The organism is Mycobacterium tilburgii (assembly GCF_902168065.1).
Taxonomy (GTDB): domain Bacteria; phylum Actinomycetota; class Actinomycetes; order Mycobacteriales; family Mycobacteriaceae; genus Mycobacterium; species Mycobacterium tilburgii.
The window spans coordinates 1-19595 of record NZ_LR655748.1 but is presented as its reverse complement, the minus strand read 5'-3'; the positions used below and the strand labels follow the sequence as shown (position 1 = coordinate 19595).

The window sequence follows — 19595 nt, the reverse complement described above, 5'->3', positions numbered from 1 at the left end:
CTCTGGAGCCGACTGCGTCGGCTCTTAACCCCTTTCCCTCGGGCCGGGCAAGCCCGCCCGAAATTAGCTAGCCCCGCTAATCGCTTACGCGATTAGCGTATTGTATTCACCTCGTCACGATCGGCTTTCCACTTGGCGCAACCGCTGCCGCGGTTGCCTGACGCGTACGCCTGATCAATGCCACCGGTTGCTCTGCTGATGTGACGGTTGGCCTTATCGACAACCGTTCTGTCACTCGGGAAACCCGATCATCCGCCATCAATGGACTTGATGACACAGATTAACCGCGACGAGCGATGACACAGATTAACCGCGACGAGCAAGGCCCCGGCTTAGGCCCGCATATCACTACTGTGTAGCAGAGTCGGGAGGTGGTAGTCGGTAGGTGTGGGAACGCTCGACCGACGCTACCCGGGGAATGGTTTCGAGAGACTGGGCGGAGGCTTCCTCGATCGATCCGGAGATCACACCGATAGCGGCGTGAACTTCATTGACTTGCATGCCGTTAGCGCGCAACTCCGTTACTACGTCGGTGATGGCGTTACCGAGGTGTTCATCGTCGACCGCCACGGTGATTTCGATAGTTGGTGGAACCACGGTCGCTCCGTTACTGCGGCGCTTGAACTAACCCGGATCCGACGTCGACGGAAAGCACCGGTATTCGGCGTGCGTGCTGCACGAGCGAGCCCCACAAGGCTAATCCGTGCTGGCCGGTGGCCTCCGCCCACAGGGCAGCGATGCCGGACACGTGCGGGGTGGCCATGCTGGTTCCGCTGATGGTGTTGTAGCGGGTGGGCATTGGCCAAGACGAATACACGGCAACACCCGGTGCTGCGATGTCGACTTGGCCGCCGTTGACTGGGTTGCTGCGAGCCGAGAACGAGGCGATGTTCAACTGAGAGTCCAGCGCACCGACCGCCATGATCGACGGGCTGTTTGCGGGTACACCGACGAAGCCGGGGTCGCCGGGCCTGCGCGCGTTGTTTCCGGCCGCGGCGACGATAAGTGTCCCCGCCGCGAGGGCACGACGCCCGACACGCTCATAGGCTCGAGAAACTTGCGGGACGTCGGCGCCGAGCGACATCGAAATGATATTGCAACCGTTAGTGACGGCCCAGTTGATCCCGGCAAGAATTCCCTGATCGACGCCGGACCCGCTGTCGTCGAGCACCTTTCCGACGTAGATGTCCGCGCCGTATGCGACGCCGTATCGGCGGGTATCCGGGGGCGTTTGCGGCCCGCAAGAGGTGCCAATGCAATGCGTGCCGTGCCCGTGTCCGTCCTGGGGGCCGACTCCAGCGACGAACGACTGGGCATTGATCGGGCGACCGGCAAAGTCCGGATGGCTCAGGTCTAACCCAGTGTCGAGGACCGCGACGCTCACGCCGTGACCAGATCGTGGTGACGTGCTCACCGCGGTGGCCTGCAATCCCCATGTGAACTGTGCGGTGTCCTGAAATGCGGGCAGCGCGGCCGCAAGCGGGGCTGTGGTGTCGTTGATTCGCCCGCTCAGGTCGGTGACGCCGTCGCGGTAGCCGCGCATGTAATCGATCGATGGCCCCGCTGAATCCGCTAACACGTGATGGACAAGTTCAGGCTCGACAGCCCGGATTGTCTCCGGCGTTGACGACGCCGTCTGGAGTGCGGTGAGTTGGTCGGGGTCCGCGCTCACCACAGCAACGCCGAGCGCGTCAAACACGGTGCCTTCAGTGGCCCGGGTCCGCTCCAGATCCATCGCGTGGGCCTCAAAGTCGCCGCTCCGAACCACATTCGACATGCCCGCGATCGACTGAAGAGCACGTGCAGGGGCGACTGGGCTATCGTCTGCAAATACGACCACGTAGCGGCCGGTCGTCTGTGCCGGTTTGGATCCAGCGGAATTTCCTGGCTGTATCACGACAAATTACCTTTCCTTAGGTGCACCACGGGTTGTGTGTTGAGCCGCCGAGCCGCGCGAGGGGGAAGCAATGAGCCTAAGCGGGCTCCAGCCGGACCACACTCGACGAACCCCTGGTGCCGCCGTCGACAACTTTCGGCGGCGGCCACGCAGAGTCTCTGAGTTGTGTCGGGCTCAGAAGAACGCGAACGCATCGACTTGGCCGTTGTCCCTTACGCTGAAAACCGCCTCCCTGGCCTGCTGCGCCGGAGGGGAAGTTCACAAAGTTGACAGCGGCCTGTGTGCTGGGCTGGAGCGAGTAGCACCATGTCTTAGCTTGCACGCCGACTTGGGACTTGGCCTGGGCGGCCTGGTCCTCAGACACGATTTGCTCGGTCTGGGTAGTCATGCGGAGCACTCCGATCTGCTGAAGAGCCCTAAAGAGCCCTGTGAGAATTTTACCTCGCCGCGCAGCTTGCGCCACACAACAAACCCATTACTCGGCCTTTATGTTTGAGCCGGCGCGCTTTGGCCCGGATCAGCCGCTCACGATTTCTGATTTGCTCATCTCCAGGCTGAAGATGACGCTGGCCGTACCATGTTTGATGGAGCAGGATCGCATAATGTCGAGTTGCTAGTGCGGTTTTGCCTTGGCCGGGTCTGCCGGCGACTATGATCATTTGCCCGCCGTGCAGCCCGGTGGTGACCTCGTCGAGCTCGACGAAACCGGTCGGTACGCTGTGGGTGCGCCCGGAGCCGGAATGTATGGCGTCGATCTCGTCCATGGTGTCTTGCGGTAGATCGCCCAGCAGCGTGTAGTCCTGGCTGCCTCGGTTGTCGGTGACGTCGTAGATCTCGGCTTGTGCCCGGTCGACGACCTCGGCCACATCAGCGCCTTCGGCGCCGGCGTAGCCGTACTGGACTACCCGGATGCCGGCTTGCACCAGGCAGCGCAACACCGCCTTTCTTTTCAGCGACAATTCCGACGCAGTAGCCGGCGTTGGCGGCGGTGGGCACCATGAAGATCAGGGTGTGCAGATAGGGGGCGCCGCCGATGCGACGTAGCAGACCGCGCCGGTCGAGCTCTGCCGCAACCATAACCGCAGGTTCTCCGCGCCCGTACAGATCCAGGATGGCCGCGTAGATGGCTTGGTGGTTGGGCCGGTAAAAGTCTGCTGGTCGCAGCTTTTCGAGCACGTCGGCGATCGCGTCCTTGCTCAGCAGCATTCCGACCAGCACTGACTGTTCGGCATCGAGGTCCTACGGTGGTGACGGGCATCTTCCAGGTCGGTGTGGGCCTGGGCGCGTGGCCGGCCGCGGCCGCGCACCGGTGCGACGGTTGTCTAGATCGGTCACGCCGCCACCCAGTCGTCGACACCGGTGCCCTGCTCGTCCAGTTCAGCGGCGATGAGCGGCCAGCACTGGTCACACACAAATGATTTCAGCGGCAACTGCGCGCGGGCGATCGCTTGCCGGGATCCGCACACCACGCACTGGCATCCACCGATCGCCAACTCGATCAGCAGGTCATTGCTCGCCGCCCCAGCCGGACTCGGCTCTGCCTCAGCGTATTTGGGCTGGTTGTCCAAGATTTCGGCGGCCCATCGCGCCAACGCGACCCCCAACGGCAGATTTGGGAACAGTTGAGACGCTCGCCGACCTGCCCCAGCCAACGCCGCGACCGGATCTGTGGGCTGCTGCCTGAACTTCACCTCATGGGCGCGCAGCAGATCAGTACGCTGATCAGCGTTGGTCGCTGCAAACACGTCGCTGTACCAGCGTGTGGTGGTGTTGTCGGCGGCGGCTTTCGCCTCGGCCGCCGCGTGCGCGTCCCAGGCTTGTTGCAGGAGCCGCAGCCGCGGGCCGGTGCCAACCATGTTGTGCCGTAACCGCCACAGCGCTAACCGCCACGGACGCTGCACTTGGGTAGGCATCGGCGCTGAGAGCACCTCGAGGATTTGATCCGGGCGCCATCCAGCTTGTAGCCGCTGGCGGATTTCCCTGCCCAGCATCCACCGCAGGTGTTTAGGCAGTTCCGTCATCGGGGCGGGGAGGTTTTGCAGCACGTCGCGCAACTCCTGCGAAGAGACATCGACTTCAGTCGGTCGGGTAACGCGGGGCTGCGTTCGGTTGCGGAGGGTAGGGAGGTAATGAGATTGGTTTCTATAAGGAGAACAGCTTGAAAGGGTGACGGAATCATGGTCGAGGCGGTTGCTGTAAGCGGTGATGACCCGGCCCGAACTGTCTCGGTCGAGCACCGCGATGTCGCCGACAAAGCGGTCATGGATGGCGATGAATGCCCGGGTGCCGCGGCCTTGCGCCGGTCGGTAGACGATGACATCGTCGGCGGCCAAGTCCGCCAAGGCTCGCCCAATGGTCTTGAGGTTGTAGCGATGCCCACAGGCTGACGCGACCAGATCGACCAGTTGGCTCAGCGCCACCCGGTCGTCGGTGATTCTGCTCCAGCCACACAGCAGCCCAAGCACTGCGGCTAGCACGTGGCGGCGCGCTCCCCGAAGTCCTAGCCGGCCTACGTGTGCCTGCACGCGTTCACGCACCAGCGCGGCATCGACAAAGCCGACTCGAGGCCGGTGCCGGCAACCTTTACGTGCCGGGTTTGCGCGGTCGCGACACACACATGACTGTCCTGTGTTCGCCCAGCTCGCCGAGCGGTTTTGTGACACTCCGCGAGGCTGTGTTGAATCATGTCCAGGGTAAGCAGTACCCTGAGAATTACCTTCCACGGTGTTCTCCCTGTTCACATGGGGGACCGAGACTCTAAGTTGGCGCTTCAGGTCTCACGAAACTCGGAAACTCGGAGTTGGCGCTCCGAGGATTCGACCTTTTTGATCGATTCCCAGATCCCCCTCCTGGGGGCATCTGTCTTCTTAATCCCTGTATTTCGTTGTCATAACCCCTATATGGGGGTAGCAGCTGCGGCGGTCCTCCCTTCCTCTACCGAGTCGACCGGTTCATCGGACCACGCCAACGGCCGCAGAACTGAGATCGACACGGCTCCCCACCGTTACTTTGTTGTTTGCTGGCGTTACTGCTTGCGCCGGCAGGGATCGCGGGGCCGCTCTCGGCAACCTTTACAACATGTTTGCTGGCGCAGCGTACTGTCGGTTGACCAGGGATAACCATCTGGGCAACAGGGGTTTATGTGTACCGACAGCAAAGGCGTCGCCGTGCTAGCAATTGCAAGCGTCCAGATGGCGCGCCGCCCGGCCCACCAACCGCGCTAACAAAACAAGCACCATGGATGCAATGGTCGCCGGCCGACCACCATCAAGTGAGTCGCTGATCGCCGACCCTTAACGCTCATCCCTGGCTTTTGCACCGGTCCGGTGGGTTGTGGAGACGGCGACGCCTCTCATTCCGAGCCCAGAGGCCACCGCAACCCCCAGTAGCCGCTATCACGGTCGGCGATCAGATCCACGCACTGATCCGCGACTAGTTGGCGAAACCGCCTGCTGTTGAGCATGGCCCGCATTCGGCCGGCCCTTTTGGTCAGGATTTGGAAGTCATGTTGGCCAGCAAGCGCCATGACAGCGATGCACATGCCGACAACCCTGAATTGCCGAAACAAGTTCGACAGCATGCCCCGGTGGTGTCGGCAGGCCGGCACCACCGCTGACGACGGTGGTGTGGGCCCGAATCGAACCCAAAACCTGGTAGTGGTCGAAGTTGCGAAGGCTGGGTAAAAAAGGCAACCGTCTGGCGCCGCACATCATGTGGGTGCAGCCGTCCCAACACCGCGCCAAGCCGCCCGGACACTCCAAATCAACCTCGGTCTCGACATCCAGCGGCTTAGGCCGCGGCAACATAACGACTGACCGAGCGCTTGGTGACCCGCAAATGTCGGCGATTGCATTAAGCGACTGGCCCCGATCACGCATCCGGTGCGCCGTCAGGCGGTGATTGATCCATCGCTGTTTCTGTTGTCCAACAACCGCACTCACGACTGCTCCCTCATCGCGTCGATGTTGGCGTCATGTAGGCGCCGATCGGCGTGAATGTCAACAGCGCCGCCACGTTGCCGGGCCCGCACCTCGGGGCACTCACGCACCACGCACAGCCTAAGCCGGGCATCCGACAGCACCGAAGCGAACCCGTGCTGGCGCGGCCGCCGCGGTGTCGCTACCTTGGCCGTCCTCATGCCGAGACCCCCAGTGCGGCAAGCCCAGCCATGTCGGGGTCCGGGCCGGCGATGCGACGTAGCTCGTCCATGGCCGCGCCGTTCTCTTTACGTTCGGGCACCCACATGCCGGCGTACATCCTCGTTTCGCGTCGAATCCAACGCCCAGCAGGATTTCCTCGCGATCACGTAGGCACTTGGCCCACTAGTACAACGGCCGAACAACCTCGACCGGCTGATGCGCCCGCAGCGCGGGAATGACGTCGAAACGAGGCTCAAAGCCGGCAAGTGCCGGCATCTGAGGTGTCGGGCGCTGCGCCAAGTGTGCGAAGCAGTTTCACCGAATCCCTCCGCATCACGCCGTACGCTCCAACTTAATAAGACAACATTCTATGACAGCTAAGTTAACAGAAAAGTGGAGACCTCGGTGAATCTTTTTGACTATGAACCGCGCTGCAGGTCCGGTATGACGCGGCGCGTGCTGCGCGGATTCAATCCGCAGGCCTTCGCCGAGGCTCGCCGGCGCAAAGACATCAGCGTCGCCGACCTGGCCCGCCTCGCCGATGTCGGCCAGTCGACCGTGCATGCATGGGAAGCTGGTCGTGGAACCCCCCAAGTGGATCTGCTGGCTCGCGTTATGCGCATCCTTGACACCGCCATCGAGCAGGTCGTCAATATCCCTGCCCACGAGCGCTACCCTGGCGACTGGCGTGTCATCAAAGGAATGACTCAGCCCGAGCTGGCCGCCGCCGCCAAAATCGCCACCACCACTCTGCGGGGAATCGAACGCGCCGACATCGGTCTGACCGACGCCAACGCGTTCGAACTCGCAAAGCACCTCGGCATCAGCGTCGAGGAATATCGGGTCGCCTACCAGCGCGCCCGTCACCGCCCGGCCGGCGCCCCGGTATGAACCTCGAGGAAATTCCAGCAGCCGGCGCAGCGGTCACCTTGCAAACCGCGACCGTCCAATCCGTGAACAGGCGACGGCGCGCAGCTAACCAGCCAAAAGACACAATCCGATATAGTCCGATTCCCAGTCCAAAATAGTCTAGATGGGTGTCGTAGATGCGACGACCTTGGGCCTCAAGGCGTAAACCGTTGCAGGCGATCCAGTGCCGCCGGCGCTGATGAAGCCGCCAACCGCAAGCCAAAACCCGCGCGCAGTAAGCTGGTCGAGGTCCGCAGCAACCATTGTACGGCCTCGACAAAAAGTCTTCAGGCTCCAGCTCGTCGGCAGCAGCTTCACCTTTATTGAAATGGCACGGCGCGCCCCAATGGGTTCCGGTATGTTCCCCGACTGAAACATATTTGAGCGCATAGCCCTCGCTATCGAAGCTTGCCATAGGCTGCAACCGGTACTGGGGACCGCCGGGGTAAATGACATACTTCTCCGGGCGCCAAGCGGTGTGACAAACTGACAGCCTCGATTCCGTCGCCAGGCCTGCTGCACGAGTAGGTGACAGTTTCGGTTACGCGGTCTGGCTGGTTGGTGCAGGATTTTAATTGCTTGCTCGACGGCGCGCACCAACCCCGAATAGCCACACCACCAGCGTTAGGCGACACTTGATGGACATCCCACTGCATCCCGCTGTGGTCGCCGAAATGACGTGCGGGCGTGAGTTTCTCGAACAAATACACGCCGCGCGCCGCAATATCGAGCACCTGCGTGTGGAGGTTGCTTGCCCGGACGGCGACAACGCCATCGTGTTCGCCGGAGATGGCATGGTCGTCGACGCCGCCACATTCGCCGAGGACCTGTTTGACCGCTATCCTGGTGACAAGCTCAGCGAACTGCTGCTGGCCATGTCGGAGGCAGGTTTTGCCCAGGTGAACAGGAAGGTCAGCGAACAAGTGGCCGCGGTCCTGGAGAAGCGATGACCAGCAGCGACGTGCTGGACTTGTTTGTCAGTAGCTGCGCAGCAATGGGAGCAGAGGTCTACGGTTCACCGCCAGGTCGCCGACAAGCGGGCCGCACGCAGCGGATTCGAGCGGCTTACCGCGCAACATCCCGACCAGTGTGACGGGTGGCCTGGTCTGGCCGCCAACGGAGCGGTCAGCCGCGAGGTCCTCGAAAACGCCTACGCACGATTGGCACGTGCGGTGAATTGATGTCGGTCGCCGACTTCGTCGCGGACGCTGTGGATTTCGTGTTCGACATCGGCATGTACATTCAGCTGCACGCCCACGGCGCCAATGGAGTGGCCATGGCCTGCGCGGTCGCCCGTGCCGCAACCGGTGACTACGCGGGTGCCCGCGAGCTGCTCGACGACCGGATCCTGGCTGCACAACCAGGTCCTGCCAGTCATCTATTTTCGAGCCAAGCGTTGGCATGACGTGCGCCGTGTGCTAGCGCCGCTTAGCAGCCAGGTGCGCGACTACCCTTATTTATCTGCATCAGTCCAGTGCAGGTTGCTCACGGTTTAGCCGGCTCCTATTTGGGTTTGTGGCAGCAAGTATTTGACCAATTAAGCATCCAAGGGCAAGGGCCTATCGCGGCCACCAACGCTGAAGCACTCCTGGGTGCGAGGCTCGAGCACTGGGCCGCGCCGAAACGGACACCGCGCTGCTCAACGAGGCCTACGCTGTTGTGGGAATTTCTGAGAATCTGCGCTCCACGATCGGCACGGCGCTAAGCGACCCGGGTTTTAGCATCCACCTCACCACCGCGGCGCGTATTGACGCTCGCAACGACATGTACCTAACCTCGTTTAGCGATCGGGGAACAGTCTTGCGGGCTCCCACATTGTTCTCGGCGCGTAACGTGTAGGTCAGCCTGGATGGCCGAATGGATCGCCGAGGCGTCGGCGATGTCCTCGACCACCGGCGGTGCAGCCAGGCCGGGCGGCAACTTACACAGTATGAGTTGCTCGCCGTAGTCGACGCCCAACGTTTTCAGGGTGGCGTCCAGGATAAACGGTGTACCTCTAAGTGGCGCAAGTGAATACGGCCGCGGTCCGTCTTCGTCGAGGGTGTCGTCCACCAGCTCGTCGTCGCGGCCAGAGGCCAGCGTGGCCCGGATACGTGGGATCAGCTCTCTGATCGACAAGGTGGTCGGTTCCGCAGTCGAGCAGGATCATGTTGTAGTGCAGCTTCGAGATCTTTATCGTCGCCTCGAAGTCCTGGCTCTTGAGGATGTATGACGTGCGGGGATCATTTTGGGCTGCAATCATTTCCAAGCTGTCGTCGTTTTGCACGGTGAACGCGAGGAACCACGCCTGCTAGGCACGGGCTCCAATGCCCGCTCAACGATGAACGACATCGTCGTCGACCAGCGTTTCTCCTGGGTGCGCAGCCTCTTCAGCGTCCGTCTGTTAATGCGGATCGTGGTGGGGACTTTGTCGTCCTGGGCCCGCTGCGAAAGGGGTAGCCGATGGCCGAATCAGACCTGGTGCGAGAACTAATGGACCGCGTTCCCGGCCCTTGCCCGCGTGCTCGCAGTAGAGCACACAAGGTGGACACGGCAAGTAAATCGCCTATCCCGTTCGCTAATACTGCCTGTGCGTATGCGTATGAGCATGCCGACAACGGCCGAACGACAGATGCGACACGTACGCGCTGACAGTGCGTCAGTACACATATCGCGCATTACGGTATATGCGCAGACGACATAGACAGCTATGCGGAGCCGATGCACACGTGGGCAACCCCGGCCTCCCAGGTGGCACGCAAATCCTTTGCTCGGTGTCGAAATGCCTCCCCCGCATCAGCCCCTTCCATCGTTTTGGTGCTGCTGGAGCCCGGCCTGGCTCGGCAAGCCACCCACTCCCCCAAGCGCCGTTGCCAACCCGACTTAGCGCGGATGATGCAGCCTGCATCACTTCCAGAGGCACATGAATACTGGCCGTCAATTTGGCGACACGCCGTCGCCAACGCGTGCCCCACGACACCGATCCAATACCCTAATGCCGGTATTTCGAGAGGAGCCCCCGTGGCAGAGACGATCACATTTCACACGCCCCGCCGCCCCAAGCCTGGCAGCCGAAAAACTGCCAACAGGTTCGCCAAACTCGCCGGCGGAGACACCGTGCCAGACGCCGATCTCTCCCCCACCACCGGCGACTCCCCCACTGAGAACAGCGGCCTCATCGCAGGCATATCAGCCGTCGCCACCGACGAAGCCCACCATGTGGTGCAAATCCAGGTCGCCGAAATTGCTACGCACCCCTTCAACGACCCAAGCCGGTCACAACCGCAGCCGGGTGACCCCAAATGGGAAGAACTACTCAACGGCGTGCGCGCCAACGGCGTGCGCCTACCGGTGTTGGTGGTGCCGCGCGAGGCGTTCCTGGTGGCCAGACCATCCGTCGCTGCACATCTCCCCCCGCAGGCGCGTTACGTGCTGGTCTACGGTCACCGCCGCCGCGCCGCAGCACTGGAAGCCGGCCGCGACACCGTGCCAGCGGTCGTCGACGAGGCGATCATGGCCGACGACGGTGACCTCGACGCGATGGCCGCCGAAAACCTGGGTCGCCAAGACCTTTCCGATCTCGCCCAGGCCAAACTTTTCGCCCGATACTCCGAGCTAGGACTGTCGCAGCGCGCCATCGCTGAGCGCCTAGGCATTGACCAGGCCACGGTGTCACGCCGACTGGCGCTGCTGCTATTGGCACCCGAACTACGCCGAGCCGTCGACGCCGGCCAGCTGCCCAGCGCCGAGGCAGCCGCTCTTGCCGGCGCACTGCCCTATGGCCCGTCGCGGCGCTGGCAGAAAAATAAGGATCCCGACCAGCTATCCGAGCAGCGTAAGGCTGAACAAGTCCAAGCTCTAGAGCTAGTCCTAGACAGAGGAATGCTGGCTACCCGGGCCGCCGAGCACGTCATCGCCGAACGCAAGGCCCGCGCCAAAGCCACCGTGCTGGGGATCCCGCTCGTCGACAACCCCCGCACCGAACTGGGGGAGAACTGCCACCAGTACCGCGCCGCTGACTACCAGCCCGGTGTCGACGTCATCGGAGCCATCAACCCCGGTTCAGGAGCGCTGGACCTTTACGCCCGACCCGCGGCCGCCGGACATGATGCACCGACAGACAAGACGCCCGCGGATGCCGCCACAGCCGACGACGATCACGCCGCATTGGCGCCGCCCAATGACGCGGGACCCGACACAGTCGACGATGGAAGCGCCGCGCTCGCAGAAAAGCAGCGCGCCCAAACCGCCGCCGCGGAAGCCCAGGCGCAGCGCCGGCAGTTCTGCGCCATGTTGATCAACCATCAGCCCTCCAACGCAGACCTGCTCAAAATCCTCGTAAACCAGTACCTTTCAGGTGTCGCCGCCCGCAGCGCGACATCAGCGGTCGGCGCCCTGCTACGAGACTGGGACGCCGGCTCCGACGGCACAGGGGATAAGGCCCGCAATGCCCGGGCATGGCACCGAGCCGTCGCCGCAGCCGAACTGCACACCGCAGAACTAAAGGACAAGACCTGGGACAACGACGCCGTTGCCCACGTCGAATTGCTCATGAATCGGGTCGGCTACCAGCCGACTCCTTGGGAACGCAGCCAACTCGACGCCGCCCGCCCGTGATGCAGCCTGCATCACCCGCCGCAACAACCCCAACCGATGCAGCCTGCATCACTGGCCCCGCCGCAGCCCCGAAGCGATAGGAGATCAAATTGTCCACCTACGCGGTCGCCAACCTGTCCGGCAGCGTCGGAAAAACCACCACAGTCGTGACAACCGCCGTCCAACTGGCCGCCACGGGGCTGCGGGTCCGTGTCATCGACCTCGACCCACAGGCCAACGCCAGCACCTGGTTAGGCTACCCCAACATCACCGGCACGACCATCGCCGACGTGCTGCGCCTGGAAGCGGACATCAACGACATCGAACGGCCTGCCCGCATCATCCAGGGCTACACCCATGACGGTGGTGAACCGGCCTACATCAATGATCCTGACGGCCTCATCGCTAACCTGACCGTGGTCCCAGCGGCTCGCTCCACCCTGGACAAACTGATGGTCGAATTGCCGGCGGTGGTCGGGGGAGTGATGCGGCTTAGAGATGCACTCGAAGGAGCGGCGCCGGTAGATGTCACGCTGATCGATTCCCCCGGTTCAAACAGCGCCCTGGTGACGACAGCGTTGATAGCGGCCTCAGTCGAGGAGAACGGCCAAGCAGGCTCATGGGGACTGATCACCTGCACCAAACCCGCAGGCAAAGAATCAGAAGGTATTCAGGATTTGCTGCGCGAACTGGCCATTCTTAAAAAAAGCTTCCGGATCGACGTACCGCTGATCGCAATCGTTCCGTGCGCCGTGCCGGCCACCGGTGCCGTCTACCGCGAACAGATGGAATATCTTCGAGAAGGCTTCGGCGACAAGGTCACTCCGCCGGTTCGCCGCAGCTCGATCGTCGACGAGGCCTACACCAACTACCTGCCGGTTCCGCTTTACGGATACCGCGCTAAGGACGTCAATCAAGACTACGAGAATGTGATCGACCACATGAAGCGCCACGGAATGTTCCGCCCCGCGGCCATCAATGTCTAAACCTGTAGATCAGCCCATGCCTGGCGACGTCAGCAAGGTCAACATTCCCACCGATCTACACCAGCGGGCCCGCGCAGCGGTGCGCATCGTCGAACGCGCCACCGGCCGTCGCTACACCATCGCGCAGTTCCTCCGCGAAGCCATCATCGCCCAACTGCAAGTCATCGCACGCGACTACAACTTCGACCGAGAGATTTTTCCGGACAGCCAGCGTTTAGATCCAGGCCGCCGTTGAGTTGTTTCACTCAAACTGCTGCAGACGACTCAAAATTCGTGTCTAATTTTCATCTGAAACGTCACCCGCTGTCCAATTGGAAATCCCCGTGAGACGAGGTCCAGGGACCGACGGCTGAGGAGCTCGGAAACGGATGGCCGTCTCAATCGGTCAGCGCTTCACTGTCAGAGCAACTCACGGCTCTGCGATACGCAGAGCAGCCTACGCGGTGTCGAGATTGTTAGACCTCCGGCAGAGCGCTATTGTTGCCGTCCTCGCGTAATGTGGGGAGTGCGCGACGACGCGGCTACCCGTACCGTTAAAGACCCGTATTCGTTTCCGGTGCGTTTGTGTCGCAGCTGTGCATCGGTAAGCAGTGAAAACGTTGACACCGACGCCGAATTCACGACCAAACGACGTCACAGATCCTGATCAATGCTCCCGCCGCTGGAAGCGACTGACTTCTTTTCACGCGGCGTGCGCATAGTGGGCCAGACCGGCCCGAAAGATGTTTTGTGCGGCGTGCTCGTCGACCTGCTACAGGCCGATGACCGCAGCATTGGGGCACCAGCGCGATGAGTTCCGCCGTGTCGAGCGGTCTATGCCAAGATGAGAAAGATCAAGGCAGGCTTGTTCGTCGCTCTCGACGGTGTGGTCGAGGCGCCCGACCAGTGGTATTTCCCGTTCAACGATGAGACGGGCGCGGCCGTCGATGCCACGTTCAGCGGGGCCGACACAATGTTGTTCGGCCGAAAGACCTACGACAGCTTCGCCGGCGCCTGGCCCGCCCGAGAGGGCGCCGAATTCGCCAAGCAGCTCGGCGACGTCCGCAAGCTCCTGGTCTCCCGGCAGGACCTGGACTTCACCTGGCGCAATTCCGAGCAACTCCCCGCAACACCTACATCTCCGCCAAACAAGAGATCTACACGCAAGCCCGCCACACGATCCAACGAAATCAACGCGGCATGTACGCGCATCGCCAAGCAGGTCTACTGCCGAGAACTGGCCCATGAACGCAGTTTCGGCGGCACCGCCGCCAACTTCACTTTGTCCAACAACGCCAAGATGACTAAAGCCGACCGCGCCATGTTTACTGCCTCCACTGCCCTCTACCCCGACGAAATGGTTGAACACGCAGCCTCTTTGGGCCATATGCTCGCCAGACGCTCCAAAGGGCGCGCCCACTACAACGCCAGGGCGCGGCAACGCACCCGACTTACCCGCTCAGAAGTGTTCGACCTCAACGACGCCTTGCAGTACGGGCGATTTCGCTTCTCGCACTACATCGACTCTGCCTACGCCGCCGCATTCAGCAAAGGCTCCTTGCGCGACCGCTACAGTACCGCCCCGGTGTTCGTGACACGCACGCCGGACAACGAGCGCCGAGTGCGTGCACTGGTGGCCCGGTACAACTAAGGCCGACGCCAACATGCCACGGTCGAATACATAACCGCTGTCGGCGACGGTGGGGCAGATCCCCGCGAAATGATCTACGTCAAGGGAAAGTGGGTCACCATCGAGGTGGCTGGTGGCGTATCACCCGCTCGCCACATCCGTTCTGAGTCGATGTGCACAAAACGCACTTGTGCCGTAGAACAAGCAGTGGTTGTGCGTGTCAGGCTAGCTGGCTAGCATCCCGGACATGCTAAGGGCTTATGCAGGACGTAGGTTTGCATGATGACCAGCTACCTGACTGTCGCCCTGATTCAGGCTGCGGCACAACGGGATACCGAAAACTTCGCCGCGAAGATGGCAGACGTTTCACTTGAGGCGGCAGTGGATATCTGGCTGCGGCGCGTGGCTCGACGCAAAGTCACACCCACGCAACGTGCCCGCCTGGTGGGAGCCGTGCAACGGGGCAGCACCGGAGAGACAAAAGCCGTGCAAGCAACGCTATTGCGCGCCGCCGGCCTCGATGAAAGGGTGGCCGCCGTCGCTGCGATAACGGCCGGAGCGACTTACACCGAAGTCGGGGCCGTTCTCGGCATGACCCAGCAAGGAGTCAGCGCCCGCATCCGCCCCTACATTGCCGCACGCACCCACGCATCCGAAGGCGGCCCAACATGACTGGTCTGCCAGCATCAACGGCTCTCGTTGACCGTCATGTCGTGATCCTCTCTGCCGCGGGCTCATTTACGGTTGCCGGTGACCGGCTCACCGGGCCTGTGGACGGCGCAGACAAGCTGGAGAAACTGATCCAATGGGCGCATAAGCGTGGCCTGCTGCAGCCGATACCCTCCGGAGCCACGGGGGAGGGCAGTTCTGAACCCGCAAGGGTGTGGTTGGTTGGCGCTAGCTGTCATCAGTTGATCGGCCCAGAACACAATGCGGGCGACAGCGATGCCCAGCTGGTTAAGCAGATGGGGCAGAGTTTGGCGGCCCTCGTCGGCCGCGGTTGGGAACTGCGGCGCGCTCCCGGTGGGGTAGTGCTGTCCCGTGGTATTGGCCCCCAGCGCGTTTCGGTCGAAGTCGTGGCAGAGCAACACCCCTGGCTGGCCGGTAGCAATGATGGGGTGGCAGAGGACGTGATTGAACTCGGTCGTCGGTTACGGCGGTGGTACGCCACGCTAGGCGGGCTGCCGGCGACCAATGCGGCTGCCTGCGGAGCAGTCATAAATGACCACATCATGCGGAATCGTGTCGAGCGTCGCGGTGCTGTCGTCATAGCCCCAGGGGTATTGCCAGCTCAAGTTATGCCCGAGCTGCGAGTTCAACCGGCCTGGTGTCCGCCGGCATCAGAAGTAGAGCAAGAGTTCGAGCACTGTGACGAATTGGTGTGGCTGACCCAGGAGTGCCCCCAGCTCGCCTCGGCGGGAACCCTGACATTCGGGCACGGAAACCCGCAGATACTTGACGCCGTGGCCGCGACGCGAGCCGCCCACGAGGCGAAGCGGCCGTTCGGTCTATGGCACGTGACGCTGCCCCCGGCAAGCACTTTGCAAGTTCCTCACATGCTGCCGCCCCCGCACCCCCAGATGAAGGTCGACCAAGCCGTGCAGGCATGGGTGAGCACCGAAGATCTCGACGGACTAGCAAACGACGTTCGCGACGGGGGCGCCGAACTCGGCGCGGAGCAACTGGCGATCGACGGCGCAATCGTGTGGCCCCAGCACAGTCGCATCTTGGAAGCCTGGGCGACGCGGCTTCGCCAAGCCAGGGAAGAGTTCGCCGACGATCCGCCAATGCGGGCCCTGGTCGAGTCGGCGGCCGCCAACTATCTCGACGCGCTCGCCGACCCCCGCGCCTGGCTCGACCAGAGCTGGCGTCATCACTTCCAGCCGGCGTGGGCCGCGACAATCGCCGCGCGCGTGCGATTCCGCGGCCGGCGCGCCGCGATGCGGATCTCTCGCGAATACCGGGTCTGGCCGGTGTACGCCCGCGGTGCCGCAATGATCTACGCCCTGGGCCGCGACGAGGCGACAAACGCCCGAATTGACTTGTCTGATACTCATTCTCGGCTCGGACGCATGACGGTCACCGGGCGCACAAGCGTGACTGACGACACCATCTTGGCGGTGCTGACCGCCGAGACGACGACCCAGGTGGTCGAGGCTTTGACCGCGGCGCTCGACGTTGCCGCCAACACTGAGCCCATCGATTCCGGCACTGTCCCACAAACCAGTAGTAGCGGTGGGAGCGCCGAGGGCCAGGCGTCCGTAGGAGAAGCTGCCGGGCGCCGCACCGCCGATGCGACCGCCCCGGCCGCGCAGACGGAGCCAAGTCAGGACAGCAACCCAAAGCCGCAGTCGCCGGCCAAAGGTGCGCGAACGCGCCGCACCGCAGGGTCCAACGTGGTGTCCGGTGGTTCACCTGCCGCGGTCCTCCACACCGACGGGTTGTGGCTCGCCGACGGAACCCGCGTCGAGCTCACCGAGCCGATCGCGCATGTCGGGCAGGTCGCCAAGCTGGCCTACACACATCACCTCGGCTATCGACTCAGTCCGACCTACAGTGAGCCAGGCCAGATCTGGATCACCGACGCAGCGTGCCTGGCTTTCGGCATCGACGTCGACGCGATTAGCCGCCGCGATCGCGCCAAGTCGCTGCGCCAACTCACCGAAGGCATCGACTTCGTCACCCTCGCCGTCAACGACGGCTGGAACCTCGGCGGAGCGGGGGGGGACCCCCACGCTCAACGGCTCGGCACATGGACCCGCGTTTATCGCGACGACAAGCGCGGCGTGATGATCGCACTCATCCCCGGCATGGGTTGCGGGCCCGACGAGATGCCGATCCTAGCTGACGAACCGACACCGGCCCAGATCGCCCACCGACTCAAACTGCTCGCCGACACATTGCGGTTTCCATGGAAGATCAACGCCGGAGTATCCGCCGTGGACCTGATGCTGCAGACCAGAACCAAGACATGGTCACCGCAAGAGTGGCGAGACGACGTGTTCGCACCATCGACGACCACCCCGCCGTTCGGCATTGGTGACGTCGAATCAGACTTCGACTGGTCACGGCAACCCACCAGCGAGGAAAGCCAACGCCGCTACGTGCATGCCTACGACCGCGGCGGGTCATATGTGGCTGGCATCGCCGGCCTGGAGTTGCCGATCGGCGATCCGGTCCACCACCCCGACGGCGCACGCTTCGATGCCAAGACGCCCGGATACTGGCTAATCGACATCCCTGAACCGTCCGACTGGCGGCTCCCATACGTGCTGAACCCCAGGGGACTTCATTTCACCGGCCCTAAATGGGTGTGCACCCCCACATTGGAACGCGCCGCAGCACTCGGCTACCAGCCGGAGGTCCTCGAGGCCTGGCTGTGGTCGCGGCACGGTCGAGTGCTGCTCGGTTGGTACGAACGATTCCGCGACGCCAGTACGATGCTGGACATCGATGATGCCGACGCCCAGGCCGCCCGCGATCAGGCAAAGATCATCCGCACCCACGGAATCGGCATCATCGGCTCCGACGAGCACCTCAAAGGAAAACCCGCCTACAGCCCAGAACGGCGACTGCATGTGCTTTCCAAAGCCAAGGCCAACATCGTCTACCGGCTACAGCAGATCGGCGAAAAGATTGGACAGTGGCCCTTGGCGGTAGCCACCGACACCGTGCTGTACGCCTCCGACGACCCAGATCCTGTGACAGCGTGGCCCGGCGGGCCTGAGTCGCTCGGCCGCGGCTTCGGACAGTACAAACCGGAGGCCTCCGGGCTGCTTGCCGAGCACCTCGAGCACCTCAACGGGCGCGACTATCGCGGCAAACGCGATTTAGTTCCCGCCGCCGACTGGCGCGCATCCCTGCCGAGCACCGTTGACGATGATGACGGGAGCCGCTGATGGCCAGGCAAGGTCGCCGGCGCAGCCGGATCAGCGCCGGCGACCTGGCCGGCTACGGTTCGGTCGCCAACGACACGGTCGACGTCGAGCGCGCTGCGCATGGTCTAGGTGTATCGAAAACAGAGGTGCGCCAAGCCATCAGGCAAGCACAAGCATCCCAGAGCAACACGTTCGTGCGGCGCATCTCAGGGCGGCGCGAGGCAGACTCCGCTGAAGGCGCCAGCATGCGGGGCATGCTGCAAGCCGCATTCGGCCGCGGCCCCCGCGGCGGCGCGGTCAACGCGAAAGCCGCCGCGCAGTCATTGGGAGTTTCCCCAGTCACGGTGCGCCGCTGGGCCGCCGGAACCCAGAAACCGTCGCCGGGTCGACTGGCGGCGATCCGTGCTGCCGCGCGGCGCGTCACGACCACCAAACGCGGCCGTCGCGCGGCGACGTCGGACTTTCGCGCCAGCCCGCAGGGAAGCCAGGCGCTGTGCACCGGCAGCAAGATCTGGATCAGCGGCGAACAGGGCGTCGGCGGCTACGACCAGGGCTACGCGCGCGATCGCCGCGTGGCCACCGACATCAGTCCCGAGGAACTCGAGGCGATGCTGCGTGCCTACGAGGACGGCGGCGACAGCGGGCTGCGTGACTGGATGAGGGAATTCTTCGACGACAAATACGTCGCCGGTTGGGATTTCGTCACCATCGACGATTTCGGTATCGTCACACCCGAATGAGCAACGCAGCCAAAGCGATACGGTCTGCGAGGGGACCGCGCTGGAGCCGCAAAAGGCTCATCGGCATGCTTTTGGACTGCTACGGCCCCACTATCCGCGGTGGCGTCAATGTCGCCGCTGTTGCGGAGTATGCGGGCGTCTCAGTGTCCACAGTGCGGCGCTGGATCTCTCGCCGGCATCCGCCGTCTCGCCGGCTGGCGATTCCCAAGCACCGAATCACTCAGCTGCAGCGCGGTCCAGCCGAGGTCGAGCGCCGAAACGAACAGCAGTACCAATACGCGCTCAATGCGCTCAAGGCGATCAACGACGAACGCTCGATCTTGCCGGCCTGGCGTGAACAAGGCTGGCTCAACCCGCACACCGTCGCCATCATGGAAATCCACGGTAAGCCATGGCGTCAGGTTGCCGTCACCAACGCAAGCAGGCGGGCTGTGGGGGAGTTGCGCCGTCGCGGTAGGATAGTGGCCAAGCTAACACTGGCGACGCGGTTTCACGCCCAGTTCCTCGCCTATGCCGTGATGACCCGACAGCTGGCATGGCGGGTCCATCCCATCGCGAAGTGCCTTTCTGCTGGCCGTACCCAGGTATGGATGGCGGATGCGCCACCAGTAGATCTGGCTGCGTTAGCGAACGAGCTTGGATTCGAAAGTTGCGAGCCCTTAGGTTAGGCTTCAACCGGTGGCATTGATCAGGCGTACGCGTCAGGCAACCGCGGCAGCGGTTGCGCCAAGTGGAAAGCCGATCGTGACGAGGTGAATACAATACGCTAATCGCGTAAGCGATTAGCGGGGCTAGCTAATTTCGGGCGGGCTTGCCCGGCCCGAGGGAAAGGGGTTAAGAGCCGACGCAGTCGGCTCCAGAG

At 62.9% G+C, this 19595-nt stretch carries 18 protein-coding genes and 1 pseudogene; 13 read left to right on the top strand and 6 right to left on the bottom strand.

Annotated features, from left to right (window positions below):
- Positions 1 to 607: 607 nt before the first annotated feature.
- The 4 genes and pseudogenes from FQ389_RS22820 to FQ389_RS22835 all read right to left on the bottom strand — a co-directional run bounded on the left by FQ389_RS22820 (position 608) and on the right by FQ389_RS22835 (position 6035).
- Complete coding sequence (locus tag FQ389_RS22820; RefSeq protein ID WP_144209208.1) at positions 608 to 1897, bottom strand: S8 family peptidase; 1290 nt, start codon at positions 1895 to 1897, stop codon at positions 608 to 610.
- Positions 1898 to 2423: 526 nt separating this feature from the next.
- Positions 2424 to 3103, bottom strand: a pseudogene (locus FQ389_RS22825) (DnaB-like helicase N-terminal domain-containing protein); the annotation flags it as partial.
- 125 nt (positions 3104 to 3228) lie between these two features.
- Positions 3229 to 4362 carry a hypothetical protein gene (locus FQ389_RS22830; protein ID WP_260860831.1) on the bottom strand — a complete coding sequence of 378 codons (1134 nt, stop codon included), beginning with the start codon at positions 4360 to 4362 and terminating at the stop codon, positions 3229 to 3231.
- A gap of 1472 nt (positions 4363 to 5834) precedes the next feature.
- A complete protein-coding gene (locus FQ389_RS22835) occupies positions 5835 to 6035 on the bottom strand; it encodes a hypothetical protein (RefSeq protein WP_144209213.1) in 201 nt (66 codons plus the stop codon).
- Positions 6036 to 6480: 445 nt separating this feature from the next.
- Here FQ389_RS22835 and FQ389_RS22840 point away from each other — a divergent pair, with 445 nt between their 5' ends.
- Positions 6481 to 6927, top strand: a complete 447-nt coding sequence (locus FQ389_RS22840) for a helix-turn-helix transcriptional regulator (protein WP_144209216.1) — start codon at positions 6481 to 6483, stop codon at positions 6925 to 6927.
- Here the strand turns inward: FQ389_RS22840 and FQ389_RS22845 are convergent.
- The gene (locus tag FQ389_RS22845; protein WP_144209219.1) at positions 6860 to 7360 is read right to left on the bottom strand and encodes a cyclase family protein; all 501 of its coding nucleotides are present in this window, start codon (positions 7358 to 7360) and stop codon (positions 6860 to 6862) included. The genes FQ389_RS22840 and FQ389_RS22845 overlap by 68 nt on opposite strands.
- A 223-nt stretch (positions 7361 to 7583) precedes the next feature.
- Here FQ389_RS22845 and FQ389_RS22850 point away from each other — a divergent pair, with 223 nt between their 5' ends.
- The 4 genes from FQ389_RS22850 to FQ389_RS22865 all read left to right on the top strand — a co-directional run bounded on the left by FQ389_RS22850 (position 7584) and on the right by FQ389_RS22865 (position 8784).
- Positions 7584 to 7895, top strand: coding sequence for a hypothetical protein (locus tag FQ389_RS22850; RefSeq protein WP_144209222.1), 312 nt, complete (start codon positions 7584 to 7586; stop codon positions 7893 to 7895).
- A 24-nt stretch (positions 7896 to 7919) separates the two neighbouring features.
- Positions 7920 to 8126, top strand: a complete 207-nt coding sequence (locus FQ389_RS22855; protein WP_327021944.1) for a hypothetical protein — start codon at positions 7920 to 7922, stop codon at positions 8124 to 8126.
- Positions 8126 to 8350 carry a hypothetical protein gene (locus FQ389_RS22860; RefSeq protein ID WP_144209225.1) on the top strand — a complete coding sequence of 75 codons (225 nt, stop codon included), beginning with the start codon at positions 8126 to 8128 and terminating at the stop codon, positions 8348 to 8350. Before FQ389_RS22855 ends, FQ389_RS22860 begins: the two co-directional genes overlap by 1 nt.
- 254 nt (positions 8351 to 8604) lie before the next feature.
- Entirely contained in the window at positions 8605 to 8784 is a 180-nt protein-coding gene (locus tag FQ389_RS22865) for a hypothetical protein (protein WP_327021946.1), read from the top strand.
- On the opposite strand, the gene FQ389_RS22870 is transcribed toward FQ389_RS22865, so the two are convergent.
- On the bottom strand, positions 8716 to 9063 hold the full coding sequence (locus FQ389_RS22870) for an EsaB/YukD family protein (RefSeq protein WP_260860832.1): 348 nt from the start codon (positions 9061 to 9063) through the stop codon (positions 8716 to 8718). The genes FQ389_RS22865 and FQ389_RS22870 overlap by 69 nt on opposite strands.
- A 978-nt stretch (positions 9064 to 10041) precedes the next feature.
- Between FQ389_RS22870 and FQ389_RS22875 the strand changes: the two genes are divergently transcribed.
- From FQ389_RS22875 to FQ389_RS22910, 8 genes are all read left to right on the top strand, one after another.
- The gene (locus tag FQ389_RS22875) at positions 10042 to 11541 is read left to right on the top strand and encodes a ParB/RepB/Spo0J family partition protein (protein ID WP_260860833.1); all 1500 of its coding nucleotides are present in this window, start codon (positions 10042 to 10044) and stop codon (positions 11539 to 11541) included.
- A gap of 89 nt (positions 11542 to 11630) precedes the next feature.
- Entirely contained in the window at positions 11631 to 12506 is an 876-nt protein-coding gene (locus FQ389_RS22880) for a ParA family protein (protein WP_144209228.1), read from the top strand.
- Between the two features lie 16 nt (positions 12507 to 12522).
- A complete protein-coding gene (locus FQ389_RS22885; RefSeq protein WP_260860834.1) occupies positions 12523 to 12741 on the top strand; it encodes a hypothetical protein in 219 nt (72 codons plus the stop codon).
- Positions 12742 to 13329: 588 nt separating this feature from the next.
- Positions 13330 to 14136, top strand: a complete 807-nt coding sequence (locus FQ389_RS22890) for a dihydrofolate reductase family protein (RefSeq protein WP_260860835.1) — start codon at positions 13330 to 13332, stop codon at positions 14134 to 14136.
- A gap of 258 nt (positions 14137 to 14394) precedes the next feature.
- The gene (locus FQ389_RS22895) at positions 14395 to 14787 is read left to right on the top strand and encodes a Fis family transcriptional regulator (RefSeq protein ID WP_144209235.1); all 393 of its coding nucleotides are present in this window, start codon (positions 14395 to 14397) and stop codon (positions 14785 to 14787) included.
- Positions 14788 to 15494: 707 nt separating this feature from the next.
- Positions 15495 to 18014: a hypothetical protein gene (locus FQ389_RS22900; RefSeq protein WP_407662917.1), complete on the top strand. Its 2520-nt coding sequence runs from the start codon at positions 15495 to 15497 to the stop codon at positions 18012 to 18014.
- Positions 18014 to 18733, top strand: coding sequence for a hypothetical protein (locus FQ389_RS22905; RefSeq protein WP_144209241.1), 720 nt, complete (start codon positions 18014 to 18016; stop codon positions 18731 to 18733). Before FQ389_RS22900 ends, FQ389_RS22905 begins: the two co-directional genes overlap by 1 nt.
- A 65-nt stretch (positions 18734 to 18798) precedes the next feature.
- Entirely contained in the window at positions 18799 to 19401 is a 603-nt protein-coding gene (locus tag FQ389_RS22910) for an RNA-binding protein (protein WP_313901993.1), read from the top strand.
- The last annotated feature ends 194 nt before the right edge of the window (positions 19402 to 19595 follow it).

Coding starts and splice junctions, on each gene's coding strand:
- FQ389_RS22845 (WP_144209219.1), bottom strand. CDS start 7,360: ATGGCAAGCTTCGATAGCGAGGGCTATGCGCTCAAATATGTTTCAGTC.
- FQ389_RS22905 (WP_144209241.1), top strand. CDS start 18,014: ATGGCCAGGCAAGGTCGCCGGCGCAGCCGGATCAGCGCCGGCGACCTG.
- FQ389_RS22835 (WP_144209213.1), bottom strand. CDS start 6,035: ATGAGGACGGCCAAGGTAGCGACACCGCGGCGGCCGCGCCAGCACGGG.
- FQ389_RS22860 (WP_144209225.1), top strand. CDS start 8,126: ATGTCGGTCGCCGACTTCGTCGCGGACGCTGTGGATTTCGTGTTCGAC.
- FQ389_RS22910 (WP_313901993.1), top strand. CDS start 18,799: ATGCTTTTGGACTGCTACGGCCCCACTATCCGCGGTGGCGTCAATGTC.
- FQ389_RS22895 (WP_144209235.1), top strand. CDS start 14,395: ATGATGACCAGCTACCTGACTGTCGCCCTGATTCAGGCTGCGGCACAA.
- FQ389_RS22850 (WP_144209222.1), top strand. CDS start 7,584: ATGGACATCCCACTGCATCCCGCTGTGGTCGCCGAAATGACGTGCGGG.
- FQ389_RS22840 (WP_144209216.1), top strand. CDS start 6,481: ATGACGCGGCGCGTGCTGCGCGGATTCAATCCGCAGGCCTTCGCCGAG.
- FQ389_RS22890 (WP_260860835.1), top strand. CDS start 13,330: ATGAGAAAGATCAAGGCAGGCTTGTTCGTCGCTCTCGACGGTGTGGTC.
- FQ389_RS22885 (WP_260860834.1), top strand. CDS start 12,523: ATGCCTGGCGACGTCAGCAAGGTCAACATTCCCACCGATCTACACCAG.